This is a genomic window from Actinosynnema sp. NPDC023658 (genome assembly GCF_040639995.1).
Taxonomy (GTDB): Bacteria; Actinomycetota; Actinomycetes; order Mycobacteriales; family Pseudonocardiaceae; genus Actinosynnema.
On the sequence record NZ_JBFAAX010000103.1, the window covers coordinates 1 to 16312 of the forward strand.

Annotated in this window: 18 protein-coding genes; 5 read left to right on the forward strand and 13 right to left on the reverse strand. The window is 72.9% G+C overall.

Annotation, left to right across the window (positions count from 1 at the left end):
* The coding region (locus tag AB0G02_RS14605) for an SGNH hydrolase domain-containing protein (RefSeq protein ID WP_360793824.1) at positions 1–867 on the forward strand (867 nt) is incomplete at its 5' end.
* Between the two features lie 36 nt (positions 868–903).
* Here the strand turns inward: AB0G02_RS14605 and whiA are convergent.
* The 7 genes from whiA to AB0G02_RS14640 form a co-directional block, all read right to left on the reverse strand.
* On the reverse strand, positions 904–1890 hold the full coding sequence (whiA, locus tag AB0G02_RS14610; RefSeq protein WP_360793826.1) for a DNA-binding protein WhiA: 987 nt from the start codon (positions 1888–1890) through the stop codon (positions 904–906).
* Positions 1881–2912, reverse strand: a complete 1032-nt coding sequence (yvcK, locus tag AB0G02_RS14615; RefSeq protein ID WP_360793828.1) for a uridine diphosphate-N-acetylglucosamine-binding protein YvcK — start codon at positions 2910–2912, stop codon at positions 1881–1883. The genes whiA and yvcK overlap by 10 nt, the downstream gene beginning before the upstream one ends.
* The gene (gene rapZ / locus AB0G02_RS14620; RefSeq protein WP_360793830.1) at positions 2909–3796 is read right to left on the reverse strand and encodes an RNase adapter RapZ; all 888 of its coding nucleotides are present in this window, start codon (positions 3794–3796) and stop codon (positions 2909–2911) included. The genes yvcK and rapZ overlap by 4 nt, the downstream gene beginning before the upstream one ends.
* A complete protein-coding gene (uvrC, locus tag AB0G02_RS14625; protein ID WP_360793832.1) occupies positions 3793–5820 on the reverse strand; it encodes an excinuclease ABC subunit UvrC in 2028 nt (675 codons plus the stop codon). Before uvrC ends, rapZ begins: the two co-directional genes overlap by 4 nt.
* Before the next feature lie 112 nt (positions 5821–5932).
* The gene (locus AB0G02_RS14630; RefSeq protein WP_360793834.1) at positions 5933–6397 is read right to left on the reverse strand and encodes a Rieske (2Fe-2S) protein; all 465 of its coding nucleotides are present in this window, start codon (positions 6395–6397) and stop codon (positions 5933–5935) included.
* A 104-nt stretch (positions 6398–6501) separates the two neighbouring features.
* The gene (locus tag AB0G02_RS14635; RefSeq protein ID WP_360793836.1) at positions 6502–6912 is read right to left on the reverse strand and encodes a Rieske (2Fe-2S) protein; all 411 of its coding nucleotides are present in this window, start codon (positions 6910–6912) and stop codon (positions 6502–6504) included.
* 14 nt (positions 6913–6926) lie between these two features.
* Positions 6927–7418: a hypothetical protein gene (locus AB0G02_RS14640; RefSeq protein ID WP_360793838.1), complete on the reverse strand. Its 492-nt coding sequence runs from the start codon at positions 7416–7418 to the stop codon at positions 6927–6929.
* A 446-nt stretch (positions 7419–7864) separates the two neighbouring features.
* On the opposite strand from AB0G02_RS14640, the gene AB0G02_RS14645 reads away from it, so the two are divergent.
* From AB0G02_RS14645 to AB0G02_RS14655, 3 genes are read left to right on the forward strand one after another with little or no spacing between them, the layout of a single operon-like run.
* A complete protein-coding gene (locus AB0G02_RS14645) occupies positions 7865–9250 on the forward strand; it encodes a helix-turn-helix transcriptional regulator (RefSeq protein ID WP_360793840.1) in 1386 nt (461 codons plus the stop codon).
* A 2-nt stretch (positions 9251–9252) separates the two neighbouring features.
* The gene (locus tag AB0G02_RS14650; RefSeq protein ID WP_360793842.1) at positions 9253–9735 is read left to right on the forward strand and encodes a hypothetical protein; all 483 of its coding nucleotides are present in this window, start codon (positions 9253–9255) and stop codon (positions 9733–9735) included.
* Between the two features lie 42 nt (positions 9736–9777).
* Positions 9778–10731: a YafY family protein gene (locus AB0G02_RS14655; RefSeq protein WP_360793844.1), complete on the forward strand. Its 954-nt coding sequence runs from the start codon at positions 9778–9780 to the stop codon at positions 10729–10731.
* Positions 10732–10815: 84 nt separating this feature from the next.
* Here the strand turns inward: AB0G02_RS14655 and AB0G02_RS14660 are convergent, their stop codons facing one another.
* Genes AB0G02_RS14660 through rpe form a run of 6 tightly spaced genes read right to left on the reverse strand, consistent with a single transcriptional unit; the run spans position 10816 to position 15323 of the window.
* Complete coding sequence (locus AB0G02_RS14660; protein WP_360793846.1) at positions 10816–11253, reverse strand: PH domain-containing protein; 438 nt, start codon at positions 11251–11253, stop codon at positions 10816–10818.
* A gap of 8 nt (positions 11254–11261) precedes the next feature.
* The gene (gene ribH / locus AB0G02_RS14665; protein ID WP_360793848.1) at positions 11262–11741 is read right to left on the reverse strand and encodes a 6,7-dimethyl-8-ribityllumazine synthase; all 480 of its coding nucleotides are present in this window, start codon (positions 11739–11741) and stop codon (positions 11262–11264) included.
* Positions 11738–13009 (reverse strand): bifunctional 3,4-dihydroxy-2-butanone-4-phosphate synthase/GTP cyclohydrolase II, encoded by a 1272-nt coding sequence (locus AB0G02_RS14670; protein WP_360793850.1) that lies wholly within the window; start codon positions 13007–13009, stop codon positions 11738–11740. Before AB0G02_RS14670 ends, ribH begins: the two co-directional genes overlap by 4 nt.
* Entirely contained in the window at positions 13006–13641 is a 636-nt protein-coding gene (locus AB0G02_RS14675) for a riboflavin synthase (RefSeq protein ID WP_360793852.1), read from the reverse strand. The genes AB0G02_RS14670 and AB0G02_RS14675 overlap by 4 nt, the downstream gene beginning before the upstream one ends.
* A gap of 9 nt (positions 13642–13650) precedes the next feature.
* Positions 13651–14658: a bifunctional diaminohydroxyphosphoribosylaminopyrimidine deaminase/5-amino-6-(5-phosphoribosylamino)uracil reductase RibD gene (gene ribD, locus AB0G02_RS14680; protein WP_360793856.1), complete on the reverse strand. Its 1008-nt coding sequence runs from the start codon at positions 14656–14658 to the stop codon at positions 13651–13653.
* A 14-nt stretch (positions 14659–14672) separates the two neighbouring features.
* Positions 14673–15323: a ribulose-phosphate 3-epimerase gene (gene rpe / locus AB0G02_RS14685; RefSeq protein ID WP_360793858.1), complete on the reverse strand. Its 651-nt coding sequence runs from the start codon at positions 15321–15323 to the stop codon at positions 14673–14675.
* A gap of 179 nt (positions 15324–15502) precedes the next feature.
* On the opposite strand from rpe, the gene AB0G02_RS14690 reads away from it, so the two are divergent.
* Positions 15503–16135, forward strand: coding sequence for an SDR family NAD(P)-dependent oxidoreductase (locus AB0G02_RS14690; RefSeq protein ID WP_360793854.1), 633 nt, complete (start codon positions 15503–15505; stop codon positions 16133–16135).
* The last annotated feature ends 177 nt before the right edge of the window (positions 16136–16312 follow it).

Genomic DNA, 16312 nt, shown 5'->3' on the forward strand with positions numbered 1-16312 from the left:
GCCGGGTTGCGCGGGGCGTCGGTGAACGACTCCCAGCACCCCGGCGCGCTCGCCCTGGACCCGGACCGGCCGGCGCCCGCGCCGACCGGTGTCGCGCTCGCCCCCGCGCTCGACGTGGCCGAGCAGGACTGGCCGACCGGCCACTGCGTCGACCAGGACCTGGGCGAGGGCATCACGTCGTGCCTGCACGGCGACCCGGCCGCGACCAAGACCGCGGTCGTCGTCGGTGACTCGCACGCCGCGCAGTTCAGCACCGCCCTGGCGGAGTTCGCGCGGCAGGAGGGCGCGGGCCGGTGGAAGGTGCACGTCATCACGCGCAACGGCTGCCCGTTCAGCACCGTGCCGCCGACGAACGCGGGCGTGCCGCTGACCGTGTGCTCTGAGGAGAACCTGGTAAAGCTCGACGTCATCCGCGGGCTGGCCCCGGACCTGGTGCTCACCGCCGCCATGTCGCCGGAGTCCTACCGCGAGGACCTGAACTGGACGTGGGAGTCGACGGACCGCATGGTCGAGGGCTACCGGGCGGTGCTCGGGCCGCTGTCCGCGGCCGGCATCCCGGTCGCCGTGATCCGCGAGGTGCCCCGACCGGCCAAGCCGGTGGTGGCGTGCCTGCAACGCCACCCGGACCGCACGGCCGAGTGCGACACGCCCCGCGCGCGGGCCGTCGGCTCGCCGGGCGACCCCCTGGCCGACGCCGCCACCGGCCTGGACGGCGTGCGGGTGGTGGACCTGACGGACTGGATCTGCCGGGCCGACGTGTGCCCCGCGGTGGTCGGCAACGTCATCGTCTACCGCGACAACCACCTGACCGACACCTACGTGAAGTCCCTGGCCGTCCCGCTCGCGGTCGCCCTCGGGCTGCGCTGACCCTCGTCGGCGCGAGGGGAGCGCGGGCGGGTGGTGCTAGACCTCCGCGTCGAGCATGTCCGCGGTCACGGCGGATTCCGTGTCGGGCATGCCCAGTTCCTTGGCCCGCTTGTCCGCCATCGCCAGGAGGCGGCGGATGCGGCCGGCGACGGCGTCCTTCGTCATCTGCGGCTCGGAGAGCTGGCCCAGCTCCTCCAGGGACGCCTGGCGGTGGGCCAGGCGCAGGGCGCCCGCGGCGGCCAGGTGGTCCGGCGCCTCGGCGCCCAGGATCTCCAGCGCCCGCTGCACCCGCGTGGCGGCGGCGACGGCGGCACGGGCGGAGCGGCGCAGGTTGGCGTCGTCGAAGTTCGCCAGGCGGTTCGCCGTCGCGCGCACCTCGCGGCGCATCCGGCGCTCCTCCCAGGCCAGCACGCTGTCGTGCGCGCCCAGCCTGGTCAGCATCGCGCCGATCGCGTCGCCATCCCTTATCACCACGCGTTCCGCGCCGCGCACCTCGCGCGACTTCGAGCCGATGCCCATCCGCCGCGCCGCGCCGACCAGCGCCAACGCCGCCTCGGGACCGGGGCAGGTCACCTCCATCGACGACGAGCGGCCCGGTTCGGTCAGCGAGCCGTGCGCCAGGAACGCGCCGCGCCACGCCGCCTCCGCGTCGCACACGCCGCCCGACACGACCGGCGCGGGCAGGCCGCGGACCGGGCGGCCGCGCGGGTCGAGCAGGCCCGTCTGCCTGGCCAGGCCCTCGCCGTCCTTGACCACGCGCACCACGAACCGGGTGCCCTTGCGCAGGCCGCTGGAGGTGATGGTGAACACGTCCGACTGGTGCCCGTACAGCTCGTGGATCTCCCGGCGCAGCCGCCGCGCCGTGGAGCCCAAGTCCAGCTCGGCCTCGACGACCACGCGACCGCCGACGATGTGCAGGCCGCCCGCGAAGCGCAGGAGGGAGGCGACCTCCGCGCGCCGGCAGCAGGTCTTGGAGACGGCCAGCCTGCTCAGCTCGTCCTTCACCGCCGACGTCATCGCCACGGCGCCTCGCCTCCCCTGCTCGTCCGGTCTTCCTGGAGGGTTGTACTCGACGCCCCGCCGGTCCCATCACCAGGGCCGGCCAACGCCCGCGTGATGCTCAACGCCAACGCGGCCGGGTCGTGACGGTCCGGCGCACCGGCCACCGCGATGGGCGCGAGGTGCGCGGCAGCGCCGAGAGCTGCGGCGGCACGGCGCAGCCGGTCCGGCACCGGCACCGCGTCCACGTCCGCGATCACCGCGTCGACCCGCAGCGCGGGCGCGTGCTCGCACAGCACGTCCAGGTGCAGCTCCGGGGAGAACCCGTCGGTTTCCCCCGGTTGGGGGACGAGGTTGAGCACGACGACCTTCCGCGCCGACGTCCGCACGACCGCGTCGTGCAGCTCCGGCACGAGCAGGTGCGGCAGCACGCTGGTGAACCAGGAGCCGGGCCCGAGCAGCACCACGTCCGCCGCGAGCACCGCCTCGACCGCCTCCGGGCAGCCGCGCGGCGCCTCACCGGGGCCGCCGGGACCGTAGAGCCGGATCCGCTGCACGCGGCCCGGCGTGGTGGCGATCGCGACCTGGCCCCGGATGCGGCGCACCACGTCGGCGTCGTCGTCCAGGCCGGTCACGTCCGCCTCGATCGACAACGGCTCGGTGCACATCGGCAGCACCCGGCCGCGCACGCCGAGCAGCCGACCGGCCTCCTCCAGCACCGCCACCGGGTCGCCCAGCTGCTCCAGCAGGCCCGCCAGCACCAGGTTGCCCACCGCGTGCCCGGCGAGCGCGCCGGTGCCGCCGAACCGGTGCTGGAACAACCTCGCCCACAGCGCGTTCGACGGGTCCACGCCCGCCAGCGCCACCATCGCCTTGCGCAGGTCGCCGGGCGGCAGCAGGCCCAGCTCGCGGCGCAACCGCCCCGACGAGCCGCCGTCGTCCGCGACCGTCACCACGGCCGTCACGTCGTCGGTCACCCGGCGCAGGGCGGTGAGTGTGGCGTGCAGCCCGTGCCCGCCGCCCAGCGCTACCGCTCTGAAGCTCACTCGCGTCCCAGGTCCCGGTGGACGACCTTGACCGCCATGCCGTCCTCGCTGGCCAACCTGCCCGCCAGCTCCTCCGAGATGGCCACGCTGCGGTGCTTGCCGCCGGTGCAGCCGACCGCCAGCGTCAGGTACCGCTTGCCCTCGCGCCGGTAGCCGGCGCCGATGAGCCGCAGCAGCTCGTGGTAGCGGTCCAGGAACTCGTCCGCGCCCTCCTGCGTGAGCACGTAGTTGCGCACATCGCCGTCCAGGCCGGTCTGCTCGCGCAGCTCCGGGATCCAGAACGGGTTGGGCAGGAACCGCACGTCCATGACCAGGTCGGCGTCCATCGGCAGGCCGTACTTGTAGCCGAACGACAGCACCGTGACGCGGGTGCGGGTGGCCGACTCGCTGCCGAACGTGTCCTCGATCTTGGCCCGCAGCTGGTGCACCGACAGCCCGGAGGTGTCCAGCACCAGGTCGGCCTCCTCGCGCAGCGGCGTGAGCAGGACCCGCTCGGCCTCGATGCCGTCGGCCAGCCGGCCGTCCGCCTGGAGCGGGTGGCCGCGGCGCACCGACTCGAACCGGCGGATCAGCACCGCGTCGGTGGCCTCCAGGAACAGCACCTTCGGCTTGTAGCCGCGCGCGTCCAGGTCCTTGATGACCGCCGCCAGGTCCTCGGTGAACGCGCGGCTGCGCACGTCCATCACCACCGCGACCCTGGTGATGGCGCCCCTGGCCTGCGCACCCAGCTCCACCATCGTCGCGATCAGCTCGGGCGGCAGGTTGTCCACCACGAACCACCCGAGGTCCTCCAGGCACTTCGCGGCGGTGCTGCGGCCCGCCCCCGACAGGCCCGTCACCACCGCGACTTCGATGCCGGACTTCTCGCCGGCCGGTGCGCTCACTTCTGCTCCTGTCGGTGTTCGATCTCTGACTCCGCCACCAGTTGCCCGACCGCCGACTCGACGACGACCGGCTCCCCGGCCACCGGCCCGGTCGACGGCACCGCCGTGGCGACCCCGGTCAACGTCGCGTGCACGGCCTCCGCGGTGCGCCGACCCACGCCGGGCACGCCGCTGATCTCGTCGACGCTCGCCTCGCGCAACTTCTTCAGCGAGCCGAAGTGCTTGAGCAACGCGGCCTTGCGCGTCTGCCCCAGGCCCGGCACGTCGTCCAGCGCCGACGTGGTCATCCGCTTGGACCGCTTCTGCCGGTGGTAGGCGATGGCGAACCGGTGCGCCTCGTCGCGCACCCGTTGCAGCAGGTAGAGGGCCTCGCTGGTGCGCGGCAGGATCACCGGGTCCGGCTCACCGGGCACCCAGACCTCCTCCAGCCGCTTGGCCAGGCCGACCACCGCGACGTCGGTGATGCCCAGCTCCGCCAAGACATCGGAGGCTACCTGCGCCTGCGCCGCGCCGCCGTCCACGACCAGCAGGTTCGGCGCGTACGCGAACTTGCGCGGCTTGCCGGTCTCCGGGTCGATGCCGGGGTTCGGGCCGTCCCGGTTGTCCCGCAGGTAGGCCTGGAACCGGCGCCGCACCACCTCGGCGATCGAGCCGACGTCACCCTGCTGGGCGCCCTCGCGGACGGCGAACCGGCGGTACTCGGACTTGCGCGCCAGGCCGTCCTCGAACACGACCAGCGACGCCACCACGTCCGTGCCCTGCACGTGGCTGATGTCGGTGCACTCGATGCGCAGCGGCGCCGTGTCCAGTCCCAACGCCTCCTGCAGCTCCTGCAGGGCCGCCGACCGGGCCGTCAGGTCGCCCGCGCGGCGCAGCTTGTGCTGCTGGAACGCCTCCTTGGCGTTGCGCTGCACGGTCTCCATGAGCGCCCGCTTGTCACCGCGCTGCGGCACCCGCAGGGCCACCTTCGCACCGCGCAGGTCCGACAGCCACTTCTCCACCGCCTCGACGTCGTCGGGCAGCTCCGGCACCAGCACCTCGCGCGGCACCGGCGCCGACTCCACGCCGCCGGCCAGCGCCGACTCGGCCTGCTCGCCGTAGAACTGGGTGACGAACTGGTCGACCAGCCCGGTCACGCCCGACTCGTCGACCTTGTCGACGACCCAGCCGCGCTGGCCGCGCACGCGACCGCCGCGCACGTGGAAGACCTGGACCGACACCTCCAGGTCGTCCTGCGCGAACGCGACCACGTCGGCGTCCGTGCCGTCGCCCAGCACCACGGCCTGCTTCTCCAGCGCCCGCTTGAGGGCCGCCTGGTCGTCGCGCAGCCGGGCCGCCTTCTCGAACTCCAGCTCCTCGGCGGCGGCCGTCATCTCGCGTTCGAGGCGGCGCACCATCGAGTCCGTCCGGCCGGCCAGGAAGTCGCAGAAGTCCTCGACGATGTCGCGGTGCTCGTCGGCGCTCACCCGGCCCACGCACGGCGCCGAGCACTTGTCGATGTAGCCGAGCAGGCACGGGCGGCCGATCTGGCTGTGGCGCTTGAACACCCCCGCCGAGCAGGTGCGCGCCGGGAACACCCGCAGCAGCAGGTCCAGCGTCTCGCGGATCGCCCAGGCGTGCGCGTACGGCCCGAAGTAGCGGACGCCCTTGCGGCGCGGGCCGCGGTAGACGTGCAGCCGGGGGAACTCCTCGTTCATCGTGACCGCGAGGACCGGGTAGGACTTGTCGTCGCGGTAGCGGACGTTGAACCGCGGGTCGAACTCCTTGATCCAGTTGTACTCCAGCTGGAGGGCCTCGACCTCGGTGCCGACGACGGTCCACTCGACGCTCGCGGCGGTGGTCACCATCTGCCGGGTGCGCGGGTGCAGGCCGGCGATGTCGGCGAAGTAGGAGTTGAGGCGTTGGCGCAGGCTCTTGGCCTTGCCGACGTACACCACGCGGCCGCCGGCGTCGCGGAACTTGTACACGCCGGGGGCTTCGGGGATGGTGCCTGTCGCAGGGCGATAGGTCGACGGATCGGCCACGGGTAAAGCCTACGTGCGGCCACCGACAAAGCCGCCCACGGCCGACCTGTGCCGGGTCGGGCGTGGTCTGGTAGCAGCTCCCGGCCGGGGGGCGGCCCGGCCGGGTGCCCGTTCAGGCGAGGACGACCTGGCCCGCTTCCACCTTCACCGGGACCTCGGCCAGGCCCTGGGTGGCCGGGCCCTTGGTGACGGCGCCGTCGGCGGCGTTGAACGTGCTGCCGTGGTTCGGGCACGTGATGACGCCGCCCTCGGGCGGCGAGACGGCGGTGCCCTGGTGGGGGCACGTCGCGTCGTAGGCCTTGATCGTGTCGCCGGTGCGCACCAGCACCAGCGGCTTGCTGTTGGCCGGGTTGCCGGCGATCAGGCCGCCGCCGTCGGGCACGTCGGCCAGCGCCGCGATCGACGCCGGACCGGTCGGGGTGGCGCCGCCACCCGGTGCCGTGCCGTTGCCGGTGGTGGTGCCGCTGGTCGGGGCGCCGCTGCTGCACGCCGCCAGGCCGCCCGGGACCGCCAGCGCGACCAGCACGCCGCACAGCACCGAGCGCCGGGACAGCCCTGTCTTCTCCACGGAACTCACAGGAGGTCCTCCGCTACGTCGTGGTGGGATGGTCGTTCGGCCACACAGGCAATACGACACCACGTGAAGCGGGGTTCAACACTCCAACCGTTGGGACGGGATCTTCAGGAAAGCAACACGTCGGACCCGGACACGGTGACCGCCACCTCGGCCAACCCACGCGGCGACGGACCGGACAGCACCGCGCCCGACGCGGGGTCGAACGTGCTGCGGTGCGTGGGGCAGGTGATGGCGCCGGCGGCGGGCGGGTTCACCGTCGTGCCCTGGTGCGGGCAGGCCGGGTTGAACGCCCGCACCTCCGACTCCGACGGCCTGACCAGCAACAACTGCCCGTCACCGCCGACGTCGACGAGCGCGCCGGACCCCACCGGGACGTCGGCCAGGCCGGCCACGCGGTCCCCCGCGCGAGCCGAGCCGACACCGGGTCGACGTGTCGGCGTGCCCGTGCCGCAGGCGGTCAGGGGCACACCGGCGGTCAGGGCGAGCAGCCCGCACAGCAGCGTCCGTCGGTCCACCCGCCCATCCTCGCCTACCGGTCCCGGGTGACCGCCGTCCGGGCCAGCGCCAGCACCGCCGTGAACGGCGGGAACCAGTGCCGCGAGTGCGACGGCGGGTTCGCCCACCTCAGCGACCCGTACCGGGTCATCGTGGGCGGCAGCGCGATGCGCTGCGGCGAGCGGACGAACTGCACCTCGGCGGGGGCCTTCAGGTGCGTGGGCAGCAGCGCGACCAGCTCGGCCAGGAAGATCCAGTGCTCGCGCGGGCCCGGGATGACGGTGACGGGTCCGGCGAGCATCCGGGCCTTGAGGTCGGCCAGGACGCGCGAGCCGATGCGGGCGGGCATGGCCAGGGCGGTGGTGGCCGGCCCGAGCGGCAGGAAGACGCCCTGCTCGGTGACCGACACCTTCCATCCCAGCAGCCGGTAGCCCGCGATCGCCTCGCCGAGTGCCTGCTGGTGCGCGCGGTCGCGTGGCCCGTAGCGCGGGCCGTTGTCTGCGGTGGTGGCGGCGGTGATGCTCATCGGCGGAGGTCCCTCCCCGGTCGGGTGGAGCGGGCGTTGTGCGCGGGGGCCGCGAGGTCGTCCCGGCACTGGCACACCCGCAGCCTGCGGCCATCCGGGACGCACCACCACACCGTTGTCGGGTCGGATCCATGCACCCGTTGGATCCAGCTCATCCACCACTCGGCGTCACGGTGGCTCCTACCAGCGACCCACCCCGTCTTATGCACGGGATGAATAGACTCCTGATCACATCTCTATACACTGACGAGCACGCTCAGTGACGGGAGCGAGCCATGGAACGGAAAGCTCGGAGAGCAGCCAGTACCAGGCGCGCATGCCCGTCGTGCGGGGCGTTGATCGCCGCCGACAACACCGACCGGCTCTGCCAGCGTTGTCGCCGCAACGCTCGGACCGAGCTCTACGGACCACCCGAGGTCCCGGGGGACTTCTGGGACCACGAGGCGATGGCTGCCGCGTTCGCCGACCGGAACATGGGCGCCCTCCTCGCCGCCTACCGGCACCACCCCCAGCACGTCAGCCGCGTCACCCAAGACCGCATGGCGTCCTGGCTGGGGATCTCCCAGGCGCAGCTGTCGCGGTACGAGACCGGTGAGAACCCGATCGACCGGATCGACCGGCTGCGCCACTTCGCGCAGGCGCTCGCCGTCCCGGCCGACCGGCTGTGGTTCGACCGCGTCGGAATCCCAAGCCAGGCGGGCGCCGATCGCGGCGCCTCGCCCGATGTGCTCGCCGCGGCGTGGGACGCGTCGAGCATTGCCAGATCGGTCGAGGAGACGGCGAGGAACGACTTGGCGATCAGCAGACGAGCGGCGCTCACCGGAGCCGCCGCGGTGGCGATGGGTCCCGCACTGGTCGAACCGCTCCAGCGGTGGCTCCACCCCTTGCAGCCCCTGTCCAAGTGGTCGTCCAGCGCGGCGATCAGCGAGGAGGAGTTGGCGGCGTTGCAGCACGTCGCCGACGGGCTGCGCGGGTGGGGCGGTCGAGGCGGGTACGGCCTGGCGCGCAAGGCGGTGCTCGGCCAGTTGGAGGAACTTGCCGAGCGGCTCTCGCGCGCGCCGGCGGGCCCCACCACGGAACGGGCCTTCTTCATCGGGGCCGAGTTGTCCAAGGTGGCGGCGAGCATGTCCTGGGACGCGGGCATGCACGACGCCGCGCAGCGGTACTACGTGCTGGGGGTGCGCATGGCGAAGGCCGGGCGCAACGACCCGTTCGCCGCGTTGTGCCTCGCGGCGATGGCCAGGCAGATGTTCGACCTGGGTCGCCCCGAGGACGGTTTAGAGCTGGTCCAGCTGGGCCAGTACGGCACCAGGCGCACGGCCACCCCGACGTTGCAGGCGCTGCTGCTGACCCGCGAGGCCTGGGCGTACGCCCAGATGGGTCGGGTGCGGGAGTTCCACCGCGCGGTCGGGCAGGCGCAGGACAGCTTCGCGCAGCGCCGGTCCGGTTCGGACCCCTGGTGGCTGGACTCGTTCGACGAGGCGGAGCTGGAAGGGGTCATCGGGGCCCGGATGCGCGACCTGGCCGGGCACGACCCGAAGCAGGCGCCGCTGGCCGAGCAGCACATCCTGCGGGCGCTCGACCTGCGCGACCCGGCCAGGGTGCGCAACCGGGCGTTCGACGTCATCGGGCTGGCCCGCACCAAGATGGTCGCGGGTGAGCCGGAGGAGGCGTGCGGGTTGATCCAGCAGGTGCTGCCCACGGCGGCGGGCCTGGCGTCCGGGCGGGTGGTGCGGAAGCTGCAGGACTTCGCCAAGGAGGCCGAGCGGCACCGCGACCTGGCCGTCGTGCGGGACACCCGTGAGGCGATCCGCGGGGTGCGGACGGCCTAGCGATGCGGGTGGGAGTCACCGGGCACAGCAAGCTGGCGCCCGATTGCGTCGACGCCGTGCGCGAGGCCATCCGCGCGGCGTTGGAGGCCGAGGCGGCGGGCGGGTCATCCCTGGTCGGGGTGACCTGCCTGGCGCCGGGTGCGGACCAGTTGTTCGCGCGGGTGGTGCTGGAGCTGGGCGGCCGGGTCGAGGTGGTGCTGCCCGCGATGGACTACCGGGAGAAGCTGAAGCCGGAGAAGCGGGCCGACTACGACGAGCTGCTGGCACGGGCGCACGTCGTCAGCGTGCTGCCCAACGAGCTGTCGGGGCGGCACGCCTACGTGATGGCGAACGAGCGGATGCTCGCGTCGGTGGAGCTGCTGATCGCGGTGTGGGACGGGCAGCCGCCGGACGGGCGGGGCGGCACGGCTGACGTCGTGGAGACGGCGCGCGCGTCGGGCGTGCCGGTGGTCGTGGTGTGGCCGGACGGTGCGCGACGCGGCTGAACGAGGACGGAAGTCGTCCGCGATGGCCGGCACACTGCGTCCATGCTGGAAACCTCGGCCCGTCTGCTCAAGCTGCTGTCGTTGTTGCAGGTGCGCCGCGACTGGACCGGGTCGGACCTCGCGCAGCGGCTCGGCGTGGACGTCCGGACCGTGCGGCGCGATGTCGACAAGCTGCGCAACCTCGGCTACCCGGTCAACGCCGCGCCGGGGGTGTCGGGCGGCTACCAGCTGGGCGCGGGCGCCGAGCTGCCGCCGTTGTTGTTGGACGACGACGAGGCCGTGGCGGTCGCCGTGGGGTTGCGCACGGCGGCCAACGGCACCGTGGCGGGCATCGAGGAGACGTCCGTGCGGGCCTTGGCCAAGCTGGAGCAGGTGCTGCCGTCCCGGCTGCGCCGGCGGGTGAACGCGCTCCAGACGCACACCGTGGCGCTGCCCACGCGAGGGGTGCGGGTCGACTCGGGCACGTTGACCGCGATCGCCGTCGCGTGCCGCGACCACCAGCGGCTGCGGTTCCCCTACGCCGGGCGGGACGGCGCCACCCGCCGGCACGTCGAGCCGCTCGGCCTGGCCCACACCGGGCGGCGGTGGTACCTGGTGGCGTGGGACGTGGACAAGGAGGACTGGCGCACGTTCCGGGTGGACCGGATCGAGCAGGAGCCGACGCCGGGCGCCCGCTTCCCGCCGCGCGAGCCGCCGGCGGAGGACCTGGCGTCGTACGTGTCGCGGCAGCTGTCCGTCGCGCCGTACCAGCACGAGGTCCGGCTGGTCATGCACGCGCCGTACGACGTGGTCGCCGCGCGCACCTCGTACGGCTCCGTGCACCTGGAGCGCATCGACGACGAGCGGACCCTGCTGACGGTCGGCACGCCCGCGTTGGAGGAGGTCGCGCCGTGGATCGCGATGATCGGCGTCGACTTCGAGGTCCAGGGCCCGGAGGAGCTGAGACAACACCTCCGGGCCACCGCGGAACGCCTGCTCCGGGCCGCCGGGCCGTGACCCTCGCGCCGCCGGCAGGCGGTAGGGCGCCGCACCCGTCGTCCGAGCGTTGAACTCACGGGTTACGAGCGTTGGACTCTCGCGCTAACGGGTGGCGGCGCGGTGCAGCTCGCGCAGGGCCCGCACCGCGGCCACGGCGTGATCCCGGTCCACCGCCTGCACGGCCATGATCGACACGTACTCGTCGTCCGGCAGCTCCAGGCGGGCCCACGAAGCGCCGTCCGGGAACGACACGTGCAGCACCTGCTGCCACGTGAAGCGGTGCGCGGTCACGACGTTGCGCACCTCCACGCCCTCCGCGTCGGCGCGCACGCGCGGCCGCGTCAGCAGCAGCACGCCGCACGCCAGCAGCACACCCAGGCAGACCATCGCCACCTGGTCGGAGGCCCGGAAGATCACCCCGGTCGGCGTGTCGCCCAGCAGCAGGCCCACCACGGTGAACACCACCACCAGGAACACCGCGCTCGCACCCGCGACCAGGCGGATCTTCTTCGGGCGGAACTCGACGACGTCGGCGGTCACGGCGGTCCTCACGAGCCCGCTCGCAGCCCGCGCAGCACCAACGCCGAGTCCAGCGCGGCCACGCACGCCTCGAAACCCTTGTCCTCCACCGAGTCCGCGAACCCGGCGCGGGCCAGCGCCTGGTCCTCGTCGTTGGTGGTGAGCACGCCGTTGCCGATCGGCGTCGACGCGTCCAGCGCGACCCTGGTCAGGCCCGCCGTCACCGCGTCGCACACGTACTCGAAGTGCGGCGTGCCGCCGCGGATCACGACGCCCAGCGCCACCACCGCGTCGTGCGTGCGGGCCAGCTCCTGCGCCACCACCGGCAGCTCCACCGCGCCCGCGACCCGCACCACCGTCGGTGACGCGACGCCGGCCTCCGCCGCCGCGGCCAACGCCCGGTCGACCAGGTTGTCGGTGATCTTCGGGTGCCACCGCGTCGCGACCACGCCCAACGTCAACCCGGCCGCGTCGGGGACGGAGTCCTCCGGTCGTCCTTCGAGGCTCATTCCGCTCCCTCCGTGGACACCACCGCGCCGCCCTGGGCCAGCGCCTCGTACTGTTCGAGCTGGTGCAGCTCGTGCCCCATCCGGTCCCGCTTGGTGCGCAGGTACCGCAGGTTCTCCGGGTTGGGCGAGATCGGCAGCGGCACCCGGTCGATCACGGTCAGCCCGTACCCCTCCAGCCCGACCCGCTTGGCCGGGTTGTTGGTCAGCAGCCGCATCGACTTGATGCCCAGGTCCGCCAGGATCTGCGCGCCGGTGCCGTAGTCGCGGGCGTCCGCGGGCAGCCCCAGGCCCAGGTTCGCGTCCACCGTGTCCGCGCCGCCGTCCTGCAGCTGGTAGGCCTGCAGCTTGTGCATCAGCCCGATGCCGCGACCCTCGTGCCCGCGCATGTAGAGCACGACACCGCGCCCCTGAGCGGCCACCGCCTCCAGCGCCGCGTCCAGCTGCGGGCCGCAGTCGCAGCGCAACGAGCCGAACACGTCACCCGTCAGGCACTCCGAGTGCACGCGGACCAGCACGTCCTCACCGTCGCCCAGGTCGCCGTAGACCATCGCGATGTGCTCGATGCCGTCCAGCTTGCTGTCGTAGCCGACCGCGGTGAACGTGCCGTGCGCGGTCGGGATGCGGGCCTCCGCGACCCTCTCCACCTGCGTCTCCACCCGTCGCCGGTAGGCGATCAGGTCCGCGATGGTGATCAGCGCGAGGTCGTGGTCGTCCGCGAACACCTGCAGCTCGTCGCGGCGGGCCATGTCGCCCTCGTCCTTCTGCGACACGATCTCGCACAGCACGCCCGCCGCCGACAAGCCCGCCAACCTGGCCAGGTCGACGGCCGCCTCGGTGTGCCCCGGGCGGCGCAGCACGCCACCGTCACGAGCCCTCAGCGGCACCACGTGACCGGGCCGGTTGAAGTCCTTGGCCGTGGCGTCCGGGTCGGCCAGCAACCGGATCGTGTACGACCGGTCCGCCGCCGAGATGCCGGTGCTCACGCCCTCCCGGGCGTCCACGGTCACCGTGTACGCGGTGCCGCGCTCGTCCTGGTTCGTGTGGTACATCGGTGGCAGGTCCAGCCGGTCGCAGTCGCTCTCGGTCAGCGACACGCACACGTACCCGGACGTGTAGCGGACCATGAACGCCAGCAGCTCCGGCGTGGCCTTCTCCGCCGCGAAGATCAGGTCGCCCTCGTTCTCGCGGTCCTCGTCGTCCACGACGACGACCGGCCGGCCCGCGGCGATGTCCGCGATGGCCCGTTCGATGTCGGCGAAGTCGCTCACCGGACCTCCTCGGCGCGCAGGTGGGGCAGCGCGAGCCGCTCGACGTACTTCGCGAGCACGTCCACCTCCAGGTTGACGTGGTCGCCCGGCGCGCGCCGGCCGAGGGTGGTGAGCTCCAGCGTGGTGGGGATGAGGCTCACGGTGAACTCGGCGGACGTCCCACCGGCCGCGTCGACGTCCGACACCGACACCACGGTCAGCGACACGCCGTCCACGGTGATCGAACCCTTCTCCACCACGTACCGGGCCAGGTCCGGCGGCAGTCCGATGTGGACGAGCTCCCAGTGCTCGGCCCGCTCCCGGGCCAGCACCACCCCGGTGCCGTCCACGTGGCCCTGCACGATGTGGCCGCCCAGGCGCTGGCCGACCGCGGCGGCGCGCTCCAGGTTGACCTTGTCGCCCTCGGTGACCTTGGCCAGGCTGCTGCGGACCAGGGTCTCGCGCATCACGTCCGCGGTGAACGCGCCGTCGACGACGTCCACCACGGTGAGGCACACCCCGTTGACCGCGATCGAATCGCCGTGCTTCGCGTCGCCGGTCACGATCGGACCCGCGATCGTGACGCGGGCCGCGTCCGGCAGGTCGGTGACGGCGACGACCTCACCCAACTCCTCGACGATCCCGGTGAACACCGTTCCTCCTTAGCGTGCGGCGCCTGGTGGCACCACTGCGGAAACCCGCACGTCCGGCCCGCACATACTGACCTGCTCGACGACCAATCCGACCGCCTCGGTGACGGTCGACACCCCCGCGTCCCGCAGGGCGGACGGGCCGTCACCCAGGAACTTCGGCGCGATATAAGCGAGCACCCGGTCGACGCGACGCGCACCCGCGAACGCACCCGCCAGGGTAGGCCCGCCCTCCAGCAGCACGTCCACCACGCCACGCGCGGCCAACGCGCCGAGCACCACGTCCGGGTCGTGCGTGCGCAGGTGCATGGTCTCCGCTTCGTCGTCCAGGACACGGGCACCCGGCGGCAGGTCGCCCATCCCGACGACGACCCGCAGCGGCTGCCTGCCCCCATCCTGCACCGGACGCGCCAACCGCGCGGTCAATCTCGGGTCATCCGTGCGGACCGTCCCGGAGCCGACCATGATCGCGTCGACCTTCGTGCGCAGCTCGTGCACCTCCGCGCGGGACTCCTCGGAACTGATCCACCGGCTCGTGCCGTCGCCCGCGGCCACCCGACCGTCCAGGCTGGCCGCGTACTTCCAGGTCACGTGCGGTCGGCCGGTCCGCGCGAAGTGCAGCCAGGCCCGCAGCGGACCCCGCCGCACCTCTTCCGCCAGCACCCCCGACGCGACCTCCACCCCGGCCGCGCGCAGCACGTCCGCCCCGCCGGCCGCCTTCGGGTTCGGGTCCGCGACCGCGTGCACCACCCGCGCCACGCCGGCGTCCAGCAACGCCCCCGTGCACGGCGGCGTGCGCCCCTGGTGGGCACACGGCTCCAACGTCACGACCGCCGTGCCGCCACGGGCCCGCCCACCGGCCTGCGCCAGGGCCACGACCTCCGCGTGCGCCCCACCTGGCGGCGAGGTCGCACCGACCCCCACCACCACACCGCCCGCGTCCAGCACCACGCACCCCACCGGCGGGTTCGGGCTGGTCGTGCCCCGCACGCCCTCACTCGCCGCGATGGCCAGCGCCATCGCCTCGTCCACGTTCACCTGGCGCGCGCCGCCTGCTCGCGCAGCCGCTCCAGAGCCGCACCGGGATCCGCCGCGTCGTACACCGCCGACCCGGCCACGAAGCAGTCCACGCCCGCCTCGGCCGCCTGCTCGATGGTGTCCGCGTTGATCCCGCCGTCGATCTCCACCACCAACCGCAGGTGCCCGGTGTCCACCAGCCGCCGCGCCGCCCGCACCTTGTCCAGCACCTCGACCATGAAGGACTGACCGCCGAACCCCGGCTCCACCGACATCACCAACAGCGTGTCGTAGTGCTTGAGCACGTCGACGTACGGCTCCAGCGGCGTCCCCGGCTTCAACGACAGGCCGGCCTTCGCCCCCGCCGCGCGCAGGTCCTTCGCCAACCGCACCGGATCCTTCGCGGCCTCCACGTGCACCGTCACGTTGTAGGCGCCCGCCTCCGCGTACCCGATGGCCCAGCGATCCGGGTCGTCGATCATCAGGTGGCAGTCCAGCGGCAGGTTCGTCGCCTTGCGCAACGACTTCACCACCGGCAGCCCGATCGTCAGGTTCGGCACGAAGTGCGCGTCCATGACGTCCACGTGCAACCAGTCCGCGGAGGACACGGCCGCGGCCTCGTCGGCGAGGCGGGCGAAATCGGCGGACAGGATGCTCGGGGCGATCATCGGCTGCTGGACCACGGCTGGTCAGTCTAGGCTTCCGCGATTGTCCCGACCTGCCCGGGAGTCATATTTCACCCCCGTCTCGCGGAGCGTCCTTTTCGACTACTCACGCGGGTAGTTCCCTACCGGTGTGGCGGCCATTACGTTCAACACCGGGGGGCAGCAACTGGGGAGCACTGGGGATGAATGCCGAATTCCACCACAAGATCGCACTGATCACCGGCGCCTGTTCACCGCTCGGCGCGGAGGTGGTCGAGTCACTGGCCAGGCAGGGCGCGCTGGTCGCCGCCGTCGACAGCGACGGGGCCAGACTCGCGGACCTCGTCGAACGACTGCACGCACAGGGCCTGCGCATCGCCGGGCGACAGATCGACGTCACCTCCAGCGCCGCCGTGGACGCACTCGTGGACCAGGTGGAACGCGAGTTCGGCCCGATCGACGCGCTGGTGGCGATGGCGGGCGCACTGCGGCCGGGCCCGGCCCTGTCGATCACCGACGAGGACTGGGCGCACACCTTCGCGGTCAACGTCGACGGCGTCTTCAACGTGTCGAGGGCCGTGGCGACCAGAATGGTCGACCGTGCCCGGGGCACGATCGTCATGGTGCCCGCCCACGTCGTCGCCGTGCCGAGATCGGGCATCGCCGCCTACGCCGCATCACGAGCAGCCGCCGTCGCCTACACCGAGTGCCTGGCCCTGGAAGTGGCCGCGCACGGAGTCCACTGCGCCGTGGTCGAGCCCGCCGACGTCAGACGAGTGGCCGACGAAGTCCGCTTCCTCCTGACCGACCACCACCCCAACGCCCTCGGCGCATAACCCCGAGAACCACACGAATCCACCCACCGACGGACCCGCAACGGCCCTCGAGGCCCGATTTGACATGGGTTCGGGTGCCTTCGGCTGGTCGAAGCCGGCAGGCTTGGCGGGCGCTTTATCCGCCGGGCCTGCCGGCTTTGGCCTGCCTGGGGTGCCCGTAAGGGCCCCATGTCAAAT

Bases quoted from the DNA above. Each gene is read 5' to 3' on its own strand.
- AB0G02_RS14645 (WP_360793840.1), top strand. From the start codon at position 7,865: ATGGCTGCCGCGTTCGCCGACCGGAACATGGGCGCCCTCCTCGCCGCC.
- ribD (WP_360793856.1), bottom strand. From the start codon at position 14,658: ATGGCGCTGGCCATCGCGGCGAGTGAGGGCGTGCGGGGCACGACCAGC.
- AB0G02_RS14655 (WP_360793844.1), top strand. From the start codon at position 9,778: ATGCTGGAAACCTCGGCCCGTCTGCTCAAGCTGCTGTCGTTGTTGCAG.
- AB0G02_RS14650 (WP_360793842.1), top strand. From the start codon at position 9,253: ATGCGGGTGGGAGTCACCGGGCACAGCAAGCTGGCGCCCGATTGCGTC.
- rpe (WP_360793858.1), bottom strand. From the start codon at position 15,323: ATGATCGCCCCGAGCATCCTGTCCGCCGATTTCGCCCGCCTCGCCGAC.
- AB0G02_RS14640 (WP_360793838.1), bottom strand. From the start codon at position 7,418: ATGAGCATCACCGCCGCCACCACCGCAGACAACGGCCCGCGCTACGGG.
- AB0G02_RS14690 (WP_360793854.1), top strand. From the start codon at position 15,503: ATGAATGCCGAATTCCACCACAAGATCGCACTGATCACCGGCGCCTGT.
- ribH (WP_360793848.1), bottom strand. From the start codon at position 11,741: ATGAGCCTCGAAGGACGACCGGAGGACTCCGTCCCCGACGCGGCCGGG.